General features: G+C 29.2%; 18 protein-coding genes. 17 read left to right on the top strand and 1 reads right to left on the bottom strand.

Features of this window, described 5'->3' with window-relative positions; genetic code table 11:
* Positions 1–110 precede the first annotated feature (110 nt).
* The 11 genes from RSA29_RS09360 to RSA29_RS09310 all read left to right on the top strand — a co-directional run bounded on the left by RSA29_RS09360 (position 111) and on the right by RSA29_RS09310 (position 13,724).
* Entirely contained in the window at positions 111–1,106 is a 996-nt protein-coding gene (locus tag RSA29_RS09360) for a glycosyltransferase (protein ID WP_346943919.1), read from the top strand.
* 221 nt (positions 1,107–1,327) lie between these two features.
* Positions 1,328–3,769, top strand: coding sequence for a U32 family peptidase (locus tag RSA29_RS09355; RefSeq protein WP_346943920.1), 2,442 nt, complete (start codon positions 1,328–1,330; stop codon positions 3,767–3,769).
* A gap of 17 nt (positions 3,770–3,786) precedes the next feature.
* Positions 3,787–6,153: an endonuclease MutS2 gene (locus tag RSA29_RS09350; RefSeq protein WP_346943921.1), complete on the top strand. Its 2,367-nt coding sequence runs from the start codon at positions 3,787–3,789 to the stop codon at positions 6,151–6,153.
* A gap of 19 nt (positions 6,154–6,172) precedes the next feature.
* Positions 6,173–6,646, top strand: a complete 474-nt coding sequence (locus tag RSA29_RS09345) for a DUF523 domain-containing protein (protein WP_346943922.1) — start codon at positions 6,173–6,175, stop codon at positions 6,644–6,646.
* Between the two features lie 57 nt (positions 6,647–6,703).
* Positions 6,704–7,729 (top strand): alpha-hydroxy-acid oxidizing protein, encoded by a 1,026-nt coding sequence (locus RSA29_RS09340; protein ID WP_346943923.1) that lies wholly within the window; start codon positions 6,704–6,706, stop codon positions 7,727–7,729.
* A 370-nt stretch (positions 7,730–8,099) separates the two neighbouring features.
* Positions 8,100–9,224, top strand: coding sequence for a hypothetical protein (locus RSA29_RS09335; protein WP_346944402.1), 1,125 nt, complete (start codon positions 8,100–8,102; stop codon positions 9,222–9,224).
* A gap of 493 nt (positions 9,225–9,717) precedes the next feature.
* Positions 9,718–10,107, top strand: a complete 390-nt coding sequence (locus RSA29_RS09330) for a hypothetical protein (RefSeq protein ID WP_346943925.1) — start codon at positions 9,718–9,720, stop codon at positions 10,105–10,107.
* A 170-nt stretch (positions 10,108–10,277) separates the two neighbouring features.
* Complete coding sequence (locus RSA29_RS09325) at positions 10,278–11,411, top strand: hypothetical protein (protein ID WP_346943926.1); 1,134 nt, start codon at positions 10,278–10,280, stop codon at positions 11,409–11,411.
* 19 nt (positions 11,412–11,430) lie between these two features.
* A complete protein-coding gene (locus tag RSA29_RS09320; RefSeq protein WP_346943927.1) occupies positions 11,431–12,219 on the top strand; it encodes a hypothetical protein in 789 nt (262 codons plus the stop codon).
* Entirely contained in the window at positions 12,206–13,057 is an 852-nt protein-coding gene (locus RSA29_RS09315; RefSeq protein WP_346943928.1) for a hypothetical protein, read from the top strand. Before RSA29_RS09320 ends, RSA29_RS09315 begins: the two co-directional genes overlap by 14 nt.
* 19 nt (positions 13,058–13,076) lie before the next feature.
* A complete protein-coding gene (locus tag RSA29_RS09310) occupies positions 13,077–13,724 on the top strand; it encodes an ATP-binding cassette domain-containing protein (protein ID WP_346943929.1) in 648 nt (215 codons plus the stop codon).
* 321 nt (positions 13,725–14,045) lie between these two features.
* Here RSA29_RS09310 and RSA29_RS09305 read toward each other — a convergent pair whose 3' ends face one another.
* Positions 14,046–14,285: a hypothetical protein gene (locus RSA29_RS09305; RefSeq protein ID WP_346943930.1), complete on the bottom strand. Its 240-nt coding sequence runs from the start codon at positions 14,283–14,285 to the stop codon at positions 14,046–14,048.
* A 467-nt stretch (positions 14,286–14,752) separates the two neighbouring features.
* On the opposite strand from RSA29_RS09305, the gene RSA29_RS09300 reads away from it, so the two are divergent.
* The 6 genes from RSA29_RS09300 (at position 14,753) to RSA29_RS09275 (ending at position 20,782) form a co-directional block, all read left to right on the top strand.
* The gene (locus RSA29_RS09300) at positions 14,753–16,354 is read left to right on the top strand and encodes a hypothetical protein (protein ID WP_346943931.1); all 1,602 of its coding nucleotides are present in this window, start codon (positions 14,753–14,755) and stop codon (positions 16,352–16,354) included.
* A 23-nt stretch (positions 16,355–16,377) separates the two neighbouring features.
* Entirely contained in the window at positions 16,378–17,268 is an 891-nt protein-coding gene (locus tag RSA29_RS09295; RefSeq protein ID WP_346943932.1) for an ATP-binding cassette domain-containing protein, read from the top strand.
* Positions 17,261–18,019, top strand: a complete 759-nt coding sequence (locus RSA29_RS09290) for a hypothetical protein (RefSeq protein ID WP_346943933.1) — start codon at positions 17,261–17,263, stop codon at positions 18,017–18,019. Before RSA29_RS09295 ends, RSA29_RS09290 begins: the two co-directional genes overlap by 8 nt.
* Entirely contained in the window at positions 18,020–19,081 is a 1,062-nt protein-coding gene (locus RSA29_RS09285; protein WP_346943934.1) for a hypothetical protein, read from the top strand.
* Positions 19,082–19,394: 313 nt separating this feature from the next.
* On the top strand, positions 19,395–19,718 hold the full coding sequence (locus RSA29_RS09280; protein WP_346943935.1) for a hypothetical protein: 324 nt from the start codon (positions 19,395–19,397) through the stop codon (positions 19,716–19,718).
* A 176-nt stretch (positions 19,719–19,894) separates the two neighbouring features.
* Complete coding sequence (locus RSA29_RS09275) at positions 19,895–20,782, top strand: class I SAM-dependent methyltransferase (protein WP_346943936.1); 888 nt, start codon at positions 19,895–19,897, stop codon at positions 20,780–20,782.
* The last annotated feature ends 10 nt before the right edge of the window (positions 20,783–20,792 follow it).

Below are 20,792 nucleotides of genomic sequence, written 5' to 3'. Positions count from 1 at the left end.
TTTTGAAGAGGTATGAGGTGGATTAAGAAATAATATTATTATATTTGTGATAATTAAAATCTAAGAGGCATAGGTATTAGTTAAAACCATAATTCTTAGGGGGATTATCCATGAAAGTTTTATTATGTGCTAGAGGAGAGTATGTAAATTGTAGTGGTGGAGATACTGCAATTATGTTTAAGATATATTCATTTCTAAAGGAGATAAATGTTGAAGTTACAATATGTGAGCCGAATGAAGAGGTAGAGTATGGAAATTATGATGTAGTGCATATTTTTGATATAAAGAATATATTTGATGCATATAAACATTTTAAATTAGCTATCAATAGTAAATGCAATATTGTTATTTCACCTATGTACTTTAATATGAGTAGATTCTTTAACTATACTAACAATACTGAGCGTTATAATATATGGAACAGTTGCAAGGTTTATAGGGAACAAATCTTGAAAAAGAGCAACTTGATATTTTGTAATAGCAAATACGAAAAAGATATTATTGTGAAAGATTTTAATCCTAAAGGGGAAATAATTATAGTTAATAATGGGGTAGCCATAAATTATGATGAAGTTCCACTTTATAATTTTAAGGAAAGGCATAAATTAGATAACTATATTTTATGTGTAGGGAGGATATGTGAGTGCAAAAATCAACTTACATTAAGTAAAGTATGTAATGAAATTGGTATTGATTTAGTATTAGTTGGAACTGTAGTAGAGGATGCTTATCTTAGTAAGTGTTTAAAGTATGATACTACTCATTATCTTGGGTTTATGAATGACTATGATCTTTATAATGCATATACATTTTCAAGTGCCCATGTTCTTGCAAGTTTTTCAGAGGTTACTAGTTTATCTTCCCTTACAGCAGCTGCATATGGATGTAATATTGTAGTTACCGAAGAAGGTGCATCTAAAGAATATTTTAAGGATATGGCTATATATTGTAACCCTTATGATTATGATAGCGTGAAAAATGCGGTTAAAGAAAGTATAATAAAGAAAAAGAATAATAAACTTAAAGAATATGTAAGAGAAAATTATAATTTAGATAATGTTATAACACAAATATACAATGGATATAAATCAAAAGTGAACCCTTAGCGGTTCATTTTTTTTGAGGAGATATAAATTAAAAAGTAATTAATAGCTATACTTATTGGTAGGTTTGCAACTTAATTAGTTGTGGTATAATAATGATTGAGAAGCTTTTGAAGAAGTGATTTTAAACAATTAACAATGGGTTATATTTGGAACCCTTGAAAACCTGTGAAATTGATAAATTTAATCTGGTTTTCATTTGAGATAATAGGAGTTGACAACATATGAATAAAATAGAATTACTAGCACCAGGTGGAAGCAAGGAAAGTATATACGCTGCGGTTCAAGGTGGTGCAGATGCAATATATATGGGTGGAAGTAAATTTTCAGCTAGGGCGTATGCAAATAATTTAAGTGAAGAAGAATTAATAGAAGTAGTGACTTATTGTCATTTATATAATGTTAAGGTATATATAGCTTTTAATACTTTAATAAAGGAAAATGAATTAAATGAAGCTTTAGAATATGGAAAGTTTTTGTATAAAATTGGAGTAGATGCAGTGATAACTCAGGATATGGGTTTATTTAAAGTGCTGAAGGAAGCCATACCAGAATTTGAAATCCATGCATCAACGCAAATGACTATACACAACGGTGAGGGAGCACAATTCTTAAAGGATTTAGGATTTCAAAGAATTGTACTTTCAAGGGAACTTGGCCTTGATGAAATAAAATATATTTCTAAGGATTTAGGTATAGAGACAGAGGTATTTGTACACGGAGCTCTATGTATAAGTTACTCGGGTCAATGTCTCATGAGTAGCGTAATAGGTGGAAGAAGTGGAAATCGTGGTAGATGTGCGCAACCATGTAGACTTCCTTATAATATAATAAGCAAGGGTACTGGAGAAAGTAAAGAGGGATATCTACTAAGTCCTAAGGATACCTGTACAATAGAAGAAATTAAAGGACTTATTGACAGCGGGACTTCTTCCTTAAAGATTGAAGGAAGAATGAAGAAGCCTGAATATGTGAGTGGAGTTGTAACCACATATAAAGAAGCTATAGATAGCGTTTATGGAAATAAAAGCTTTGATATAGCTCCAAAGAAGGCAATGTTAAATCAGCTATTTAATAGAGAAGGATTTTCAAAGGCCTATCTTAAAGGGAATGTAGGAAGAGATATGATGGCTTATAATTGTCCTAAGAATACAGGGGTATTCCTTGGAAAGGTAGGAAATGATTTAACTATAAAACTTCAAAAGGACATAAGAGTTCAAGATGGAGTTAGAACTGATAGTAGTGGCTTTACAATTACCAATATAATAAAGGGTAAGGATAAGGTTAAAGAGGCATTAAAGGGTGATATGGTAAAATTAATGCCTACAAAGTATAAGCCAGGAGAGTCTGTATATGTCACTGCGGATAACAAGCTTTTGACAGAGCTTCAAAAGAATTATGAGGATATCTATGGTATAAAATTACCAATAACTATGCAGGTTAGAGTTGCGCCAGGAGAACCATTTTATTTAGCTACAAATTATGATGGAAAGCGTTTTGAGGCTTATGGAGACACGGTGGAAGTGGCAGCAAATAAACCTATGGATAAAGAATCTATAATCAAAAATCTAGGTAAGCTGGGTGATACAGCATTTAAACTAGATGCAGTAGAATTTGATAAGTTTGAGGATGGATTCCTAAGAGCATCATCAATAAATAGTGGAAGACGTGAACTTATTGAGAAGGTAATGCACCATATAGAAACACGAGATAAAAGAGAAGTTAAAAGTTTAGCTAAAGATGAAAAAAACAATTGCAGTTCTAAGGGTAATTTAGTCTTAGAAGTTACAGAGAACTGTGTATGTAATAAAGAAGATTCAATAACTAGAGACGCTTCAGATTGCAAGGAAAGATTTAATGATGAATATTTAGTTTGTGTAAAGACTGAAACACAATTAAAAGCAGTTCTAGATTTTAATTGTAATAATCATGGTGTAGCTCCTGCTATAGCGGTGGATTTATTTCAAAAGGGATGTAATATAGATTTACAGAATGTAAGTTATGAAAATCTATATTTAGTAGTTCCTAACATAATAAAGAACGAATTTAACTTAGTGTGTCAGGTCGTAGAAAAGAACATTTCTAAGATTAAAGGAATAGTTACTGGTAACCTAGGGATAGTTAATGTATTTAAAGATAAACTTAAGATAATTGGGGATTATAAGCTTAACATTTTGAATAGTGATAGCTATGAATTTTATAGTAAATTCAATGATATATCAGCTTTAAGTGCAGAGCTAAACAATAAGGAATTATTCTCAATTTCTAAAAATACAACATCGCCGGTGCAGATAGTTGTTTATGGTAAGTATGAGCTTATGGTTAGTGAGTATTGTGTTATTGGAAGTACATTTGGAACAAAGAGTGCTACATCGAACTGTAACTTTAGCTGTCATAAGGATAAATTTGTTTTAAAAGATAGGATGAGTGAAGAATTCTTAGTTACTACAGATAAATATTGTAGAAGTCATATTTACAATACAGTGCCGGTTAATCTAGTGCCATTTATGAAAGAACTTAAGAAGAATAATATAAAAAACTATAGAATTGACTTTATAGATGAGACCTATGAAGAAGTTATAAATGTAATGGGATATGTTTTTAATGACGAGTATATAAATATAGGAAAGAGTACAAAGGGTCATTATAAAAGGGGAATTGAATAGAAAGTGGGGATTAGCAAATGAATGAAAAAACTTTTAAAGTATTAGAATATCACAAAATAAAGGAAATACTTAAAAAATACACGGTTACAACAGCTGGTAAAGATTTAATTGATGGACTTAGACCTTATACGAATCTTTATGAAATTAAGGAGCATCTACAAGAAACTAAGGAGGCGCTACTTTTAATTACAACTAAAGGAGCACCTCCCTTTGAGGGAATATATGACGTAAGGGATGGACTTTTAAGAGCAAAAAAGAGTTCTACACTTATGCCAGTAGAGCTACTTAGAATAGGAAATATGCTAAAAAGTTCTAGGAACTTTAAGGAATATGTTTCTACAAAAAATGAGGAAACAGTTTATAGAGTTCTAGAAGACATAATAGCGGGAATAGTTCCTTTTAAGAATATAGAGGATGAAATATTCAAAGCTATTATTGGAGAAGATGAAATTGCAGATAGAGCCAGTGAAACTTTATTTACAATAAGAAAAAAATTAAGGGATAAAAGTTCTTCTATCAAGGATAGAGTAAATAGTATGGTAAGAACCTATTCAAAATATCTTCAAGAAAGTCTGTATACAATTAGAGGAGATAGATATGTACTCCCAGTAAGAGCAGAGTATAAAGAGCAGGTTAAGGGATTAGTTCATGACCAAAGTGGTACAGGAGCTACACTCTTTATAGAGCCTATGGGACTTGTAGATCTTAATAATGAAATAAAAGAACTTAGAATTAAGGAAAAGGTAGAGATTAATAGAATCCTTAAAGAACTTACTTTAAAGATTGCAGGAAACATTGATGTTATACAAAACAACGGGAACATAGTTTGGGAATTAGATTTCATATTTGCAAAAGCTAAGTATGCAAATGAATTAAATTGTGTTTGTCCTGAAGTTAATGATAATGGGATTATAGATTTAATAGAAGCAAGACATCCATTAATAGATCAAAGAGTTGTAGTGCCAAGTAATATATATCTTGGCAGAGAATTTACATCATTAGTTATTACAGGGCCAAACACAGGTGGTAAAACTGTAACTCTAAAAACTGTGGGATTAATAGAGCTTATGGCAATGAGTGGAATGATGATTCCAGCAAGAGATGGATCTATAGTTAGTTTCTTTAATAAAGTATTTGCGGATATTGGAGATGAACAAAGCATAGAACAAAGCTTATCTACATTCTCTTCTCATATGACTAATATAGTAAATATTATTGGTGAGGCAGATGATAAGACTTTAGCTTTATTTGATGAGCTTGGCTCAGGTACAGATCCAACAGAGGGGGCAGCCCTTGCCATAAGTATTTTAGACAACCTAAAAGAAAGAAATATAAAGATAATGGCAACTACTCACTACAGTGAACTTAAGGGATATGCTCTAAAGACTGTAGGGGTTGAAAATGGTTCTGTAGAATTTGATGTTGAAACGTTAAGACCTACTTATAAAGTGCTTATTGGGGTTCCAGGGAAATCAAATGCTTTTGAAATATCAAGAAGACTTGGACTTCCAGAGTATATTATAAATAGTGCTAAGGAAAATATATCTACAGAGAGTTTAAAATTTGAAGAATTAATTCAAAACCTTCAACAAAAGAGTATTAAGGCAGAAAATGATGCTAGAAGAGCTGAAGGATTAAAGTCAGAAGCAGAAAAATTAAAAGGTAAATACGAAGAAAAATTATATAAACTTGAAAAAGTTAGAGAAAAAGCAATGTATGAAGCTCAAAGAGAAGCCAAGGATGTTATCAAGGCAGCTAAGGAAGAGGCTGATACAATTGTTAAGGGCATAAGAGAGCTTGAGAAACTTGGATATTCTTCAGAAGCTAGAACAAAGATTGAAAAAGAGAGAAAGAAAATAAAAGACTCTCTAGATAATATTCAAGATAACCTAAACAAAAAAGAAGAGCCTAAGGGTGATGTATTAACATCTGTAAACCCAGGAGAAGAATTATACCTTCCATCGCTAAATCAAAATGTAACAGTAATCACAGAAGTGGATAACAGAGGTGAAGTACAAGTCCAAGCAGGAATAATGAAGATTTCAGTTAAGCTTAAAGATTTAAGAAAAGGAAAAGCTAGTAAAGATGATAAGCAACAAAGAAAGATGCAGAAAAGAGAAGCAAAACTTAATTTGAAATCTGTTTCATCATCAGTGGATTTAAGAGGCATGGACTCACAAGAGGCAATTTATACTACAGATCAATATTTAGATGAGGCTTATCTTGGAGGTCTTTGTGAAGTTACAATAATTCATGGTAACGGTACAGGAGTACTAAAAAGTTCTATAACAGATATGCTAAGACGACATCCACATGTTAAAAGTTATAGACTTGGAAACTATGGTGAAGGTGGAACTGGAGTTACAATTGCAGAATTAAAGTAAAAGAATAGGGGTATGGGATATGATTTTAGTAAGTGGGTGCCTTTGTGGAATCAATTGCAAATACGATGGGAAAAATAATTTAAATGAAAGAGTCTTAGAACTTATGAGACAGGGGAAGGCAATTCCTGTATGTCCAGAGCAGATGGGTGGTCAGGCAACTCCTAGAGTGGCCCATGAGATAATAGATGGAAATGGAGCAATGGTCTTAGATGGTCAGTGTAGAGTTCTAGGAACAGATATAAATGACGATGTAACTTCTGAATTTATTAAAGGTGCTGAGGAAACTTTAAGTATTGTAAGGGAAATGAATATTAATATAGCTATACTAAAGGCAAGAAGCCCCTCTTGTGGAAAAGGTATCATTTATGATGGTACCTTCTCTGGAGGTAAGAAGCCAGGAAATGGAGTAACAGCAGAACTTTTAATAAGAAATAATATTAAGGTATATACTGAAGAAGAATTGGATAAATTCTTTGAAGAAAATCAAATATAAATTTAGAAATAAGGTAAAGTATAGGTAATAATAAAAATATAGGTTGGTGGGGATGAAATGAATTATAAAGAAATAAAAAAAGAAGCAAAAGTAAATTTAAATAATAGTTGTAAGGCGTGCCCAGTTTGTAATGGAGTTGCATGTGCAGGGGAAGTTCCTGGCATGGGTGGGAAAGGTACTGGAAATGCATTTAAAGAAAATCTTAAAGCGCTAGAGAGATATAAGCTTAATATGAGAGTTTTACATGATGCTAAAAATCCTGATACATCTATTGAAATTTTCGGAAGAAAACTTGATGTTCCAGTATTTGCAGCACCAGTTTCAGGTACAACCCTTAATATGGGTGGAAAATATTCAGAGGAAGAATACATATCTTGGGTTATAGGTGGATCTTTAGATGCAGGAATATATCCTATGGTAGGAGATACAGCAGTAGATTCATTTCTAACTACAAATTTAAAAGTGCTAAAAGAATTTAAGTGTGAAGGTATTGTATTTATAAAGCCTTGGGAAAATAAAAATATAATAGAAAAAATTAAAATGGCAGAGGAATCAGGTGCCTTCGCAGTTGGAGTAGATATTGATGCATGTGGACTTATAACACTAGCACTTCATGGAAAACCTGTGATGCCTAAAAATATTGAGGATATAAAAGAGCTAGTTAAAAGTACTAAACTTCCATTTATATTAAAGGGAATAATGACAGTGGATGAGGCATTACTTGCAGTAGAAGCTGGAGTTTCAGCCATTGTAGTTTCAAACCATGGAGGAAGAGTTCTAGATGAGACACCAGGAGTTGCGGATGTTCTTGAAGATATCGCAAAAGCTGTAAAAGGTAAAGTGAAAATTTTAGCCGATGGAGGAGTTAGAACTGGAGTTGATGTACTTAAGTTTTTAGCCCTTGGAGCAGATGCAGTGTTAATTGGAAGACCTTTTGTAACGGCATCCTTTGGAGCTCAAAGAGAAGGTGTAAAAACCTATATCGAAGAGTTAAAAGGTGATTTAAAATCAGCAATGGTACTTACAGGCTGTAATGACGTTGCCAGTATAAATAAAAGAATTATATTTGAAAAGAATAGATAAAAATTGTAATAAACTTGTTTAAAAAAACAGGAAATTTTAAAATACCACCGCAATGTGAATATCATTGTGGTGGTATTTTTTATAGGGAAAATTAATGTGATATTCAAAAATTAAAACCTAGGTATCTTCAAAAATAAACAAGTCGGTATCATCAGCTATTTTGAGTTATTATTTATTTTCAGATGACTTAAATAAATTTAAATACTAATTTGTATTAAAGATTTTCGGAAAATAATAATTTGTATTAATTAAAATTAAATATAAAAGTAATAATAAAGTAATAATAAGGAAAAGAATTCATGTTAATATATTGTTGTAATAGAAAAATATAGAATAAATTTAAGGCAAAGTATTATAAGGAGAAGTAAATATGAAAAATAAGAGTTTACTAAGTATATTAGCAGCAGCATTAATACTAACTGGATGTTCATCAAATAAAATTGTTGAAAGTAAAATGAGTAGAACTGAATTGCAAAACTTCCCTAGCCATATCTCGGAGGAACTAGATAAAAATTTAACCATAGATGCAGAAACACTAGTATTTGATGCTGAAAATTATAATGTTTTAAATGTGAAGTACAAACAATATGATGAAACAGAAGCATCCAATATATTTCTTAAGGATGAGATTATAGATACAAGAACTGAAAATGGGAAAGATAATGACAAAAATGTTTGGATAAAGACTAAAAGTAATAAAGACTTAATTATTTCTAAACATTACTTAAGGTTTGACGTGGATAATAAGGATTATACTCATTTAATGTTTGAATCAAATCGGCATTTATTTAATGAGATGAAACTTAAATTCCCTAAGGATACCTTAGAATCTTTAAATAAAAAGGATAGCATTGATAAAGTTAAACAAGTTGCTAAAGATTTAGACTTGTCTTTATATGATGAACCTATAGTATATTCCCTTGATGTAAATTCTTTGAGGGATGCAGAAAATAATTTTATGACAGATGAACAGTATGCAGACTCAGAGAAAACAAAGCCGGGAACTGGTAAAGTAAATTGGACAGAAGAAGATGAAGCTTATCTAATTATTTTCAAATCTACTTTAAATAATATTCCAATATACTCTAGAGGCTTTAGACCTTCATCTGATAATTCTTTTTTGAGTCCAAATCATTTAAAAGCAGTGGTAAATAAAAATGGTATTGTACTGTTTGATGTATCTTCAATCTATGATTCACCTTCACTGTCCACTGAAAATTTATCTTGTATTCAGTATACTGAGGCTTTGAAAACTATAAAAAATAAATATAAAAATATAATTATCACAGACCCAATTAAGATTTCTAATATAAATTTAGAATATATTCCAAGGCTAAAAGATAAAGAATTGGGAGAATTTAAATTAACACCGGCATGGGTATTTTTAACCGAATATGAATACATCATAGATGATGTTATAAGTAATAGTAAAATAGTTATAAAAGATACGGATGCTATACTTATTGATGCAATTACAGGGAAGGAAATCAAATGATAATGCGGGGGAAATAAAATCAAAAGAAGTTATACAAAAGTATAAATATAGTAGATGTAAAGCCTATAGAACTTAAGACTAAAACCGTTGTAGAAGTTAAGCAGAAATTATTTAAGATAGATGTAGAAGTATCTGATAAATGGGATGAGTTTGTAAAGGATCATAAAGCATTTAAGGTCTAGCAGTTGATAAGCTTGGCCATGGATGAGTTTATTGGGAGGTATAAATAAAAATTACAGTTAACTATAAAATTAAATATAAAACTATATAATAGTAATGTAGCGAAATAATATATAGAGGTGATTTTTATTAAAATAAGGATAATACATTTTTGGTGGCTATACTACTGAGAATTCAATTTAATGCTACACTTACAAAATATATATATATTTTACAAATACAGTTGAAATTTACATAATTATGATTTATACTTTAGGTAACGTAACTAAAAATAATATAACTTTAGTTACAAATCGTGAAAGAAGGTGCAATAATGAATAAAAAGAGAATTGTTGGGGTTTTATCTGGGGCGATTATTTTGTCCAGTATGGCAACTGTAGCATTTGCAGGAAATATGGATTTTTCATTTGAATGTGATCCAAATATAGATGAAGGAAGAGTATATTCTGAAAAAGCTACAAAAGATGATGGTGAGAACTTTTGGTACGTTACAACTACCGATGGCAATCTTGATATTTTTGATAAAGTTTTTTATGGAATTGCTAAGGAGGATGGAACTAGAGTTAGTGCGTGGTGTAAAGCGAAAAATGGATCTTCTAAATTTCTTTATGACGCTAATGAAAGTATAATGTGGAAAAAATATAAATTGCTTGGTGATACTGATAGATATAAAGTTAAGCTTAGTGGGAAATTTTGTCCATAATATAATAAAGTATGTAGGAATTCAAACTTGTTTTGGCTTGAATTCTTATTTCTTTTCATTTAGATAATATCTAAATGAAAAGAAATAAAAATTGGACATTATAACTTCACGATACATATATATTAAATTAATTTTTGAGTAAAATAGTTTATACATAAGGAGCGTTTAAAATGAAAAGATTTTTTTTTGTAAGTGTAATATTAATAACGTTACTACTAACGGGGTGTTCATTATCAGATAATACTAATGAAAACATGAAAAATAACACCGTAATTGAGTCCGAAAATTCTTCTACTAATGTGTCAAAAGAACTAGATAAAAATTTAACTATAGATGCAGAAGCGAAGGTACCTGATGCTGAAAATTATAATGTCTTAAATGTGAAGTATAAAGAATATAATTCAGAACAGGTATGCGATTTATTGCTTAAGGATGATATTATTGACACAAGAAATGAGTATGGTACTGGTAGTGATAAGAGTATTATTATAGAAACTAAAAATAATAAAGTTTTAAGTATTAGTAAAGAGAGTTTATATTTTAGCTTAAAAGACAATGGTTATTCTCGTTTGAGATTTGAATTAGATCAATTTTTATTTGATGACATGAAACATAAATTTCCTAAAGATGAATTAATATCTTTAAATAAGAAGGAGAGCATTGATAAAGTTAGACAAATTGCTAAAGCGCTTAATTTACATATAGATGATGAGCCTATAGTATATTCAATGGATATAGATTCTTTAAAAGCGGCAGAAAATAACTTTATGACAGATGAAGAGGCTGCAGAGTGGGAAGCTATGAAACCAGGAACCGGTAAAAGAAATTGGACAGAGGATGAGGAAGGATATCTAATTGTTTTTAAATCTAGTTCAAATAACATTCCTATATATTCTAGGGATTTAGTTCTTTCATCAGACAATTCTCATTTAAACAGAAGTGAACTAAATGCAGTTGTTACAAAAAACGGGATTGCAAGCTTTGAGGTATCTTCAATGTATGATTTAGTTTCGATAGACACTGAAAATTTATCTTGTATTGATTATTCACAAGCTTTAGAGGTAGTAAAAAATAAATATAAAAATATAATTATCACAGACCCAATTAAAATTACTAATATAAATTTAGAATATATTCCAAGGCTAAAAGATAAAAAATTGGGAGAATTTAAATTAACACCGGCATGGGTATTTACAACAGAAGAAGAAAATGAAGTGATTGATTCTATCACTAATAATAAAAAAATCCAAAAATCAACGAAAGCTATTTTAGTTGATGCAATTACAGGGAAGGAAATCAAATGATAATGCAGGGGGAATAAAAATGAACAATAGAACTTTAAAAACAGAATTATATAGAGTAATTACATCGCCCTTATTTTGGATAACCTTTCCACTTATAACTGTTTTCTCTTGTCTGAGTTGTTATGAAGATTTGGCTAAAAATCTTTCAGGGCATGATGTAACTTATATTTATGAAATATTATTTGGATTAGGGGCTTTTAAAAATATGGTTATTCTACTTGCACCAATGCCTTATATCTCAACATTTTGCAGTGATTTAAACAATAACTTTATTCAAGATATTATTATAAGAGATGGAGTAAAGGCCTATTCAAAGGCTAAAATAGTTGTCAATATCTTGGTAACATTTCTAGTTTGTTTTTTCGGTTTAATGTTTTTTGTAGTATTACTAAATCTTACAATGCCATTACTTTCCCAAAGTATAGATTCTCAAATGCTTATGGACAAACCTTATGGACATATATTACTAGGTAGAACTCCTATCTTATATTTTATTATAAAATCATTTTTATTTAGTTTATCGGCAGCATTTTGGTCAACGGTAGGGCTTTATATATCATCGTACATACCAAATAATTTTGTAGCAATTTCAGCACCTTTTGTAAGTTACTATATATTAGGTGAAATAGGAGAGTTTTTGCCACCATTTTTTAATTTTCGGTTATTGGCAGAAGGTTATAATATAATTAATCAGAATGCTACTATAACTATAATTTATACGTTTATATTTTATGCAATTTTAACCATGGGCGTATCAGGATTATTTATAAAAAATATAAGAAGGAGGATTGGAAATGAGCTTATTTAAACAATCAATGCATATTTGCAATGAAAATATAAGAAAGTGGTCTTCTAATTATAGAATTTGGGTACTTTTTATAATGATTTCAATTTTTGTATTTGATTATGCTAATGAGATTATTAAATTTGCTTATGCTGTAAATTACAAAGTAGCACCTTGGATGTTTCCATTTCTTTTCACTCAAAGTTATATGAAAAGAATTATTTTCATGGGAGTTATATTGTTATTTTGCGATGCACCATTTATTGATAATACACAACAGTATGTGGTGGTTAGATCTGGAAGAAAATCCTGGAATATTGGTCAAATTTCTTATATATTTTTAGCTTCATTTTTATATTTTTTATTTATCATTGCTATAGCTATTATTTTTAATCTACGGTATATGGAATTTAATTTAGACTGGGGAAAGGTCCTAGGAACATTAGGTCTTTCGAATGTAGGAGATATGGTTAGCTCTAAAGTGTGGGTTTCTGGAAAAATAATAAGTTTTTATACACCATTACAAGCTATGTCTATTTCATATATTTTATCTAGTTTGGTTGCAACCCTTATTGGGCTTTTAATATACGTAATTAATAGTATTACAAATTCTCAATTTTTGGGAATACTCTCAGGAATAGTCTTAGTTCTTGTTGATACTTTAACTAAGTATAATGATGATTTATTATGGTTTTCACCTGTTTCATGGGCGAGCTTAGATAAAATAGGTATTGAAAAAACTGCTACTATGCCACCTATTTCATATGTATTTGGTGCCCTTATTATAATAATTTCTATTTTAATAAGTATAGCAATTATTTTCAGTAAAAAGAAACCCATAGAAATATGTAATTTAAAATAATAAAAGGTGGTTGATTAATATGAGCATGATTGAAGTTAATTCTTTAAGTAAATCATTTAAAGATATAGAGGTTTTAAATGATATTTCTATAAATTTTGAAAAAGGAAAAATTTACGGAATAGTAGGAAGAAATGGGTCTGGTAAATCTATGTTATTAAAGTGTTTATGCGGATTTGTTATTCCAACAGAGGGATTTATTAAAATTAATAATAAGACAATTGGAAAAGATATAGATGTTCCTGAGAGTGTAGGAATTATAATTGAAAACCCAGGATTTTTACCTAATTATAGCGCTTTTAAAAATCTGAAAATCCTTGCAATGATAAAGAATAAAATTGGAAAAGATCAAATTATTAACACAATAGATAGGGTGGGATTAGATCCTAATAGTAAAAAATGGGTTGGTAAATTTTCCTTAGGAATGAAACAAAGATTAGGTATTGCACAAGCTATAATGGAGAATCCAGAAATGCTTATTTTAGATGAACCAATGAATGGTTTAGACAATGATGGTGTAGAAGATATTAGAAAATTATTGTTATCCTTAAAGGAAGAAGGCAAACTAATAATTATCGCAAGCCATAATAAGGAGGATATTAATACTTTATGTGATGAAGTATTTTCAATGGATAAAGGAATATTATCTAAAGTGAATATTAATTATTAATTGCAATGTAGTATTTATTAAATATAATGGGTAAAGTAACTTATAGTGTATATTAAGTATAATTTGCAAGACAACTTATAGGATATATTAGGTATACACGACTAATATTAGGTATGGCTAGTATAAATAGAAGAATTATATTTGAAAAGAATAGATAAAAATTGTAATAAACTTATTTTAAAAAACAGGAAATTTTAAAATACCACCGCAATGTGAATATCATTGTGGTGGTATTTTTCATATGTAAAAAGATAAATTGTAATTTCATCTGATGATTAGTTCATGTAGTAAACATCTTTATTAAAGTGGAGATTGATGTGGTTAAGGCTCCTCGAAGGATTTCCATTTCACGTATGTGTATATAAGTTGACCTCCAGCTACAAGTGGAAAAGATAGAGTTAAGAAGATATTAATAGCAAAATTATCAATATATATCCAAACAAATATTAACAGTATTATATCAATTACTGTAGTGTATATGGTTCTAATAAATTTTTTTCTGTAAATTAAATTCTGATTAAGAAATTCAGGGTCTTTGTCCACATTATTTTTTGTTGGCATAATATCACTCCTTGTATTAATACTATCTATTATAAAAATACCATATTTAAAGATTTAATATTAAAGTACTTAATAATTATTATACTATTTTTCATAAATATATTATAGCTAATTAATTGAAATATATATGCTCTAATGAAAAATTTACATAGATGTAATTTTAAAAAAGTATAAAAATTTTGGTGGATTTTTAAAGAATGGAATGTATAAATTCAGTTAAAGAATATATATTATAAGGGAAATCAAGTATTGTATTTGAAAATATGTTACAATATGGTAATAAACACACTTGAATTAAAGATACTTATAATACAAATAGAGTGGAATTTCATTGAAATACAGTATAGCTCTAGGGCATTAATATTAGTAGTACCAAGGGGTTCAAGGTGCAGGAAGTTAGGAAGTTAAGAAGGGGGGACTTAGGAAGTTAGGAATGCAGATTTAATTTTAAAAAGTAGGTGAAGATATTGAAAAAAGTTAATGCTTTAGTTAAATATGAAACGATTAACTTAAGAAGAGGTATCCTAATATGGAGCATTATTGTTTTGTACGTATTTGGATGGCAGCAGGTTATAGGTAGTATGTTTTCAGCAGGACATTTATTTTTGTCATTAGATGGAGTGGTTTCAACCTCATGGTTGCCTTTAAATCTTATAATGATTCCACTTTTGCTTTTAAATATGAAAATTGGAGAAAGTGAAAATGATATATTTAAAACTTTGGATATATCATCCTTTGAAACATATTTAAGCAAAGTTTTTATATCCTCAACTATAGGTATAATAATTTTTGCTGCGAATATCATTGTTGCTGTTGTTGTAAGTTTATTATGTAAAGTTTCTATGGATTATTTTCTTGTTTTGATGTTAGGGTATACCGTAAATACTCTGATTTTTTTAATTATAACTAGTGCATTAGGGTTATTTTTAGGGCAAGTCATTAGTAAATACTTAGGGAGTGTTCTAACTTTTATAGTATTACTTATGTTATTTGGAATAATTTCAAATTTCTATAAGATTTCTAATGTAGTTCTTCCGCTTATCAATATTAGAAATTTTACAAGTTCTATTGATATTATTACCTATGATAAAAGCTATATATATCATAATATATTTTGGATACTAATTGGATTTGTTTGCTCTATTTTTACATATTGTAAAATATGGAGGCGTGAAAAGACACTAAGCTTTTATATTTTACCAGTAGCAATTTCAATTATTTCAGTATGGGTTTGTGTGTATTTAGGGGTAAATATAAATGAGATGAAGCCAGATTATTATGATATTATTTCAAGAAGGGATGCAGAGTATACTAATTACAGCAATACTAATGCTACATTTTTTTGTGATGAGAATATAGGCTTTAGGGTAGATGAGTATGACATGAATATAAATATAGATAGTATGTTAGAAAATACTTGTGATATGAAGATAAGTATTACCAAAGATGCAGTTACATCTTTAAAAATGGGTCTATATAAAGGGTTGGATATTTCTAAGTTAAGTATTGATGGAAAAACTATTGATTTTAAAAGGACAAACAATAATTTCGAAGCAATTCTTGAAAGAGAATACAAAGCAGGACAAACTATTAACATGAAAATAGTATATAGTGGAAAAATAAATACTAAATGGGAACAAGGAGAAGAGCTATTCTATGCAAGGATGGATGGAATTTTTTTAGCAGATGTTTTTGAATGGTATCCTAAGCTTAATGACAGTATTGTGAAAGATTACACTGTAAATGTTAAATATAACTCTAAAAATAAAATTTATTCAAATATGGAAGAGTCAATAAATGGTTATGAATATACATTTAAAGGACAAGATAGAGAAATATTTTTAATGAGTAGTCCTTTAATAATAGAAAGAAACTATAAGGATTACTTACTTGTTGGGAATGAAGAATTAGTTAATAGTGATAGGAAGTGTGATGATTTAATTTTTAGGATGACAAAGGGTAACGAAAGTGAGATAAATATAAAGAAACTTATTTTTGCACCATTTATTGCAGGGGGTGGAAAAATTGATAAGGGCTATATTAAAATGTATCTAGGGGCAAATTATTAATATATAGGATGTGAAATATAGTTATGAATACTTTAAAAGTAGATAAATTAAATTATAGTTATGGTAAATATGAAGCACTAAAGGATATTTCCTTTGAAGTAACGGATGGGTTAATCGGAATTTTAGGACCTAATGGCGCTGGTAAAACTACAGCAATGAAGCTTATTACCACTTTATTTAAAGCAGAACATGGTGAGATATTTCTAAATGATTTAAGTTACAAGAAGGATATAAAGGAAGCAAGAAAAAACATAGGGTATTTACCACAGGATTTTGCTACCTATGGTAATTTAAAAGGTAGAGAATTCCTAGAGATAATAGGAAGTTTAAAGTTAGATTATGATGAAAAAAGCATAAAGTCTGAAATCGAGGAAATTGTATCTAAATTAAGTATGAATGAATATATTGACAAAAAAATTAAAGAATATTCAGGTGGTATGAAACAAAAGTTGGGATTTGCCCAGGTACTTATAGGTTCACCTAAGTTAGTAGTAGTTGATGAACCTACAGTTGGGCTAGATCCAGAACAGAGAAATTATATACGTGAGTTATTTCCAATAATAAGTCAAGATAGAATAGTACTTGTAACAACTCATATCATTGAGGATATAGAATTTTACTGTAATTATTTATTGGTAATAAAGGATGGAAGGCTTCTTTATAAGGGGACAAAGGACAAGTTTATAAATGCGGTTGAGGGATTAGCCTGGGAATGTGATGTAAACCTTGAAACCTATAGAGAAATATGCAACACCAATAAAATATTGAAGACGTCACCTCTAGGTGAATCTATGCATATCCAGTATGTAAGTCCTAAGCCACTAACATCAAATTCTAAAAAAGTAAGTATAACTCTTCAAGATGCTTATATTATTCATAGTAGCCTTAAAGAAAAGGAGTATAGCTATGATTAAGTTTCATCTAAAAATCCAAAATAATATGATTACTACAAATTTATTATATATAATAACGGGTATTGTAATTATATTCAATGTGTTAATAAGGATTTTCCCAGCCACATTTATTGACGTAAGCTTTATAGATAATTACAATTCATTTTTCAGGACCATTATTCCAATAAATCTATTTACTTATTGTGATGTGTATCTACTTCTTTTATTTATAGTGATAATATTGTTCTCAATAGGGACAGACTTTGGTAACAGTATGGAAGAGATATCATTAGCAATAGGTGGAAGCAACACTAATAAATTTATGGTAAGAAAGTTAATCTCATTACTAGTTTTGTATATAATTTTGCATATGATTTCATTTATTAATATATATAGTTTATATATAAAATTAATAGGTCATAAAGCTAGTTTAATACCATTTTCAGAAATAATACTATGTTCATTTTCTACAAATATTTTCATAATATCCTTAAGTTTGTTAATTTTGTTTTTAGTAAGAGATATAACTGTTAGTATAACTATAATTGCTTCATATTATTTAATTGAGGAATCTCTATGGAGATGCAAAATATTTAAAGAATATGGGGTTCTTGGCCATTTATATCAATATTATAATTATGAAAATGGAGAAATGATAAAGTTTAAGTTGATTTATATATTAATAGCTATAGCATTACTACTAATAACCTATAAAATTTCCAAAAGGAAATTTAGTGGTAAAGCTCATTTTATTTTTAGGGGGCATAAGTAATTGAGGGAATTGTACGAAAAGGTCAAAGACATTTTGATTAATGTGGATTTTAATGAACTATGGAGTGGTTTTACTAGGACAGATTTTGCGTTATATAATAAAAATAGCGTGTACCTGGATAAAGGCATTATTCCTTATGATAATAGATTTTTAGGTAACACAAGTATAAATTATGAAGGTGAAAATTTAGCAATATGGTTTCTTGACAGTGTTGAAGATGTAAATTTAGAAGAGCTTTCAGCAAATATCGTTCATGAGATGTTTCATTCTTATCAAAAATCTCAAAATGAAACTAGATTTCCGGATGATATAAAAGCATTATCATATCCTAATACATTAGAAAATTATCAACTAAAATATAATGAAAATATATTATTGGTTGAAGCATTAAATTCAATAGACAGAAATAAGAAGATAGATTTATTAAAGCAGATAATAGCTGCAAGAAAATTAAGATTAGAAAAGTTTGGAGAACTAATAAAGTATGAATTTGTAATTGAAACCCTTGAAGGATGTGCTGAATATTGTGGAACAAATGCATTGAAAGTTATATCTAGTGATTTATATAGAAAGCACATTGAAGATTATAAGAAAAAAATTGTTTCTGATAAAAAGATGCTATTTGATATTCGTAGATGTTCCTATTTTACAGGAACATTGTTTTTAATGCTTTTAGATGAAATTGGAATAGAATTTTCTAAAGAAATATCAAATCAAAAACTTACAATTTTTGAACAGGTTTCTGAGTTTATAGATATAAGGGATATAAGTATAAACCAACCTAATTATGATGTAATCAAAGTATATTTTGAAGAAGAGCAACTGAGAAAGCAAATGTTAATTGATGATTTTTATAGTAAAAATCCAATTGTTCATGAGGGTGAGTTCACCATTTGTGGTTATGACCCTATGAATATGTTTAAAGTAGATGACAAGATTTTCTGTAGCCATTTTATTATGTTAAAGGATGTTAAAACACAAGAAACCAGTTTTATACCTGGACCAACTATGCTTATTATTGAAAAGGACTCAGAGATTATAAAAAGATATTATATAGGTTAATCCATTTGTGAATGATGATTAGTAAACTCATTCGATTCCCTCTTTCGAAAGGTCACCTGGGTGGATAGCAAAAGGACATTAGGACTTGAGATTGCTACTGAATAATTTAAATTGGTAAGATTATAATTGGAGAAATGGCATACTTGCAGAAGGATGTCGTTTTTTCTTTATTACAAACCTCTCATTATGACAAAAATAGCATAATATTACTGATAAAATTACAATTAAGAAACATTATAATTTTGTTAAATTATATAATAGCTAAATAGTTATATATACTTATGAAAGAGGTGCAGTATGAATTGTATTTATTGTGGGAGCTTTAGAGTATTCTAGCACACTGGATAAAGATAAGCATAAAGAGCTAAAACAAATATTTGAAGAAACTTCAAGTAGGGTAGTCTATGCATTTGATAACGAAGCCATTGAAGCTAAAATTGAGAGTGAGATTTTATATGGCATTAGAAAAGTAAGCAAAGTGGGTGGAGATGCTGCTACTTTAGAGTTTATTATTGAATCAGAAATATCAGGAGATCAATTTGTATTTAATGTGAATTCAGTAAAAGTAGATAATGTATGGAAGATTGACATAGAATCATTCATGACATCATTGGTGAACTTTATCAAATCACTTTAGTACAGGAAATCAGAAGAAGATACTCTACAATTTATAATGTTGGGCATTATATAGGAGATATAACACTCAGAACAGGTAAAGGTATTAGGTTTATTGAAGACAATATGTTAAAAAGATGTGATTTTCTTGCTCACAAGTTTGAGATATATATTTTATTAAAGAGGGGTTGAATAAGAATGTATAAAGAAATTCTTAAATTATTAAAATGTCCAAAATGTAATGGGGAATTAAGTTTGACAGTTGAAAATGAGGAAAATAGTGAGATTATTGATGGGAAATTACGCTGTAATGATGGTCATGACTGGGCCATTAGGGCGGGTGTAATTAACTTTGGTTCAGTAGAACAGGAAATTGCAAATAACTGGACAGAAGTTTATGAGCAGTATGATGAGGCGGAGATGGATAAAAAAATAGCTGAGGACGTTCCGCAGAACCAAGTAATAATAGGTGATAAAGCTAAAAAGTTTATTATTGATAGTATTAATAATAAAAATAGTGAATTTATATTAGACATAGCAACTGGTAGAGGAATATTATTTAAAGAGATGGTGAAACATGTAAAAACTGAATCACAGATAATATGTACAGATTTAAGTTTTATAGTATTGAAACATGATCGACTAAGAACTAAAAAAACTAATCCAGAAATGAAAGTAAACTATATAGCTTGTGATGCAACAAATCTGCCATTTAAGGATAATTCAATTGATACTGCTGTATCTTTTTGTGGAATTGCTAACATGTTAAATCTGGCTGCGGATGGAATAAAAGAGGCTAGAAGGGTACTAAAAGTAGGACAATCATTACTTGATAGTTATATTATTCTTAAAGAAGACTCTAAAGGAGTTGAAAAGCTAAAGGAATTTTGTAAAGAGAACAATATTGGTGGAGCAGAAGAATTTACCTTAAAAACAGGGATAGAAAAAGCTTATATTGAAGCAAAATTTGATAGTATAAGCATGACAACTATTGGAGAATCAATAGGAGAAAAAAATGAATTTGATTTAGTACCTTTTGAGGGAGAATGGTTTGCTATAGTTGTTGTTGAGGGTATAAAACTTTAGGATTCTTTTT

Origin of the sequence: Clostridium sp., from assembly GCF_036660475.1 — a bacterium.
Taxonomy (GTDB): domain Bacteria; phylum Bacillota; class Clostridia; order Clostridiales; family Clostridiaceae; genus Clostridium_J.
The sequence above is the reverse complement of the archived record's forward strand: the minus strand, read 5'-3'. Positions and strand labels throughout refer to the sequence as shown.

What these genes read in the sequence shown, in the direction of transcription:
- RSA29_RS09360 (WP_346943919.1), top strand. Translation starts at nt 111, where the DNA reads ATGAAAGTTTTATTATGTGCTAGAGGAGAGTATGTAAATTGTAGTGGT.
- RSA29_RS09355 (WP_346943920.1), top strand. Translation starts at nt 1,328, where the DNA reads ATGAATAAAATAGAATTACTAGCACCAGGTGGAAGCAAGGAAAGTATA.
- RSA29_RS09350 (WP_346943921.1), top strand. Translation starts at nt 3,787, where the DNA reads ATGAATGAAAAAACTTTTAAAGTATTAGAATATCACAAAATAAAGGAA.
- RSA29_RS09345 (WP_346943922.1), top strand. Translation starts at nt 6,173, where the DNA reads ATGATTTTAGTAAGTGGGTGCCTTTGTGGAATCAATTGCAAATACGAT.
- RSA29_RS09340 (WP_346943923.1), top strand. Translation starts at nt 6,704, where the DNA reads ATGAATTATAAAGAAATAAAAAAAGAAGCAAAAGTAAATTTAAATAAT.
- RSA29_RS09335 (WP_346944402.1), top strand. Translation starts at nt 8,100, where the DNA reads ATGAAAAATAAGAGTTTACTAAGTATATTAGCAGCAGCATTAATACTA.
- RSA29_RS09330 (WP_346943925.1), top strand. Translation starts at nt 9,718, where the DNA reads ATGAATAAAAAGAGAATTGTTGGGGTTTTATCTGGGGCGATTATTTTG.
- RSA29_RS09325 (WP_346943926.1), top strand. Translation starts at nt 10,278, where the DNA reads ATGAAAAGATTTTTTTTTGTAAGTGTAATATTAATAACGTTACTACTA.
- RSA29_RS09320 (WP_346943927.1), top strand. Translation starts at nt 11,431, where the DNA reads ATGAACAATAGAACTTTAAAAACAGAATTATATAGAGTAATTACATCG.
- RSA29_RS09315 (WP_346943928.1), top strand. Translation starts at nt 12,206, where the DNA reads ATGAGCTTATTTAAACAATCAATGCATATTTGCAATGAAAATATAAGA.
- RSA29_RS09310 (WP_346943929.1), top strand. Translation starts at nt 13,077, where the DNA reads ATGAGCATGATTGAAGTTAATTCTTTAAGTAAATCATTTAAAGATATA.
- RSA29_RS09305 (WP_346943930.1), bottom strand. Translation starts at nt 14,285, where the DNA reads ATGCCAACAAAAAATAATGTGGACAAAGACCCTGAATTTCTTAATCAG.
- RSA29_RS09295 (WP_346943932.1), top strand. Translation starts at nt 16,378, where the DNA reads ATGAATACTTTAAAAGTAGATAAATTAAATTATAGTTATGGTAAATAT.
- RSA29_RS09290 (WP_346943933.1), top strand. Translation starts at nt 17,261, where the DNA reads ATGATTAAGTTTCATCTAAAAATCCAAAATAATATGATTACTACAAAT.
- RSA29_RS09275 (WP_346943936.1), top strand. Translation starts at nt 19,895, where the DNA reads ATGTATAAAGAAATTCTTAAATTATTAAAATGTCCAAAATGTAATGGG.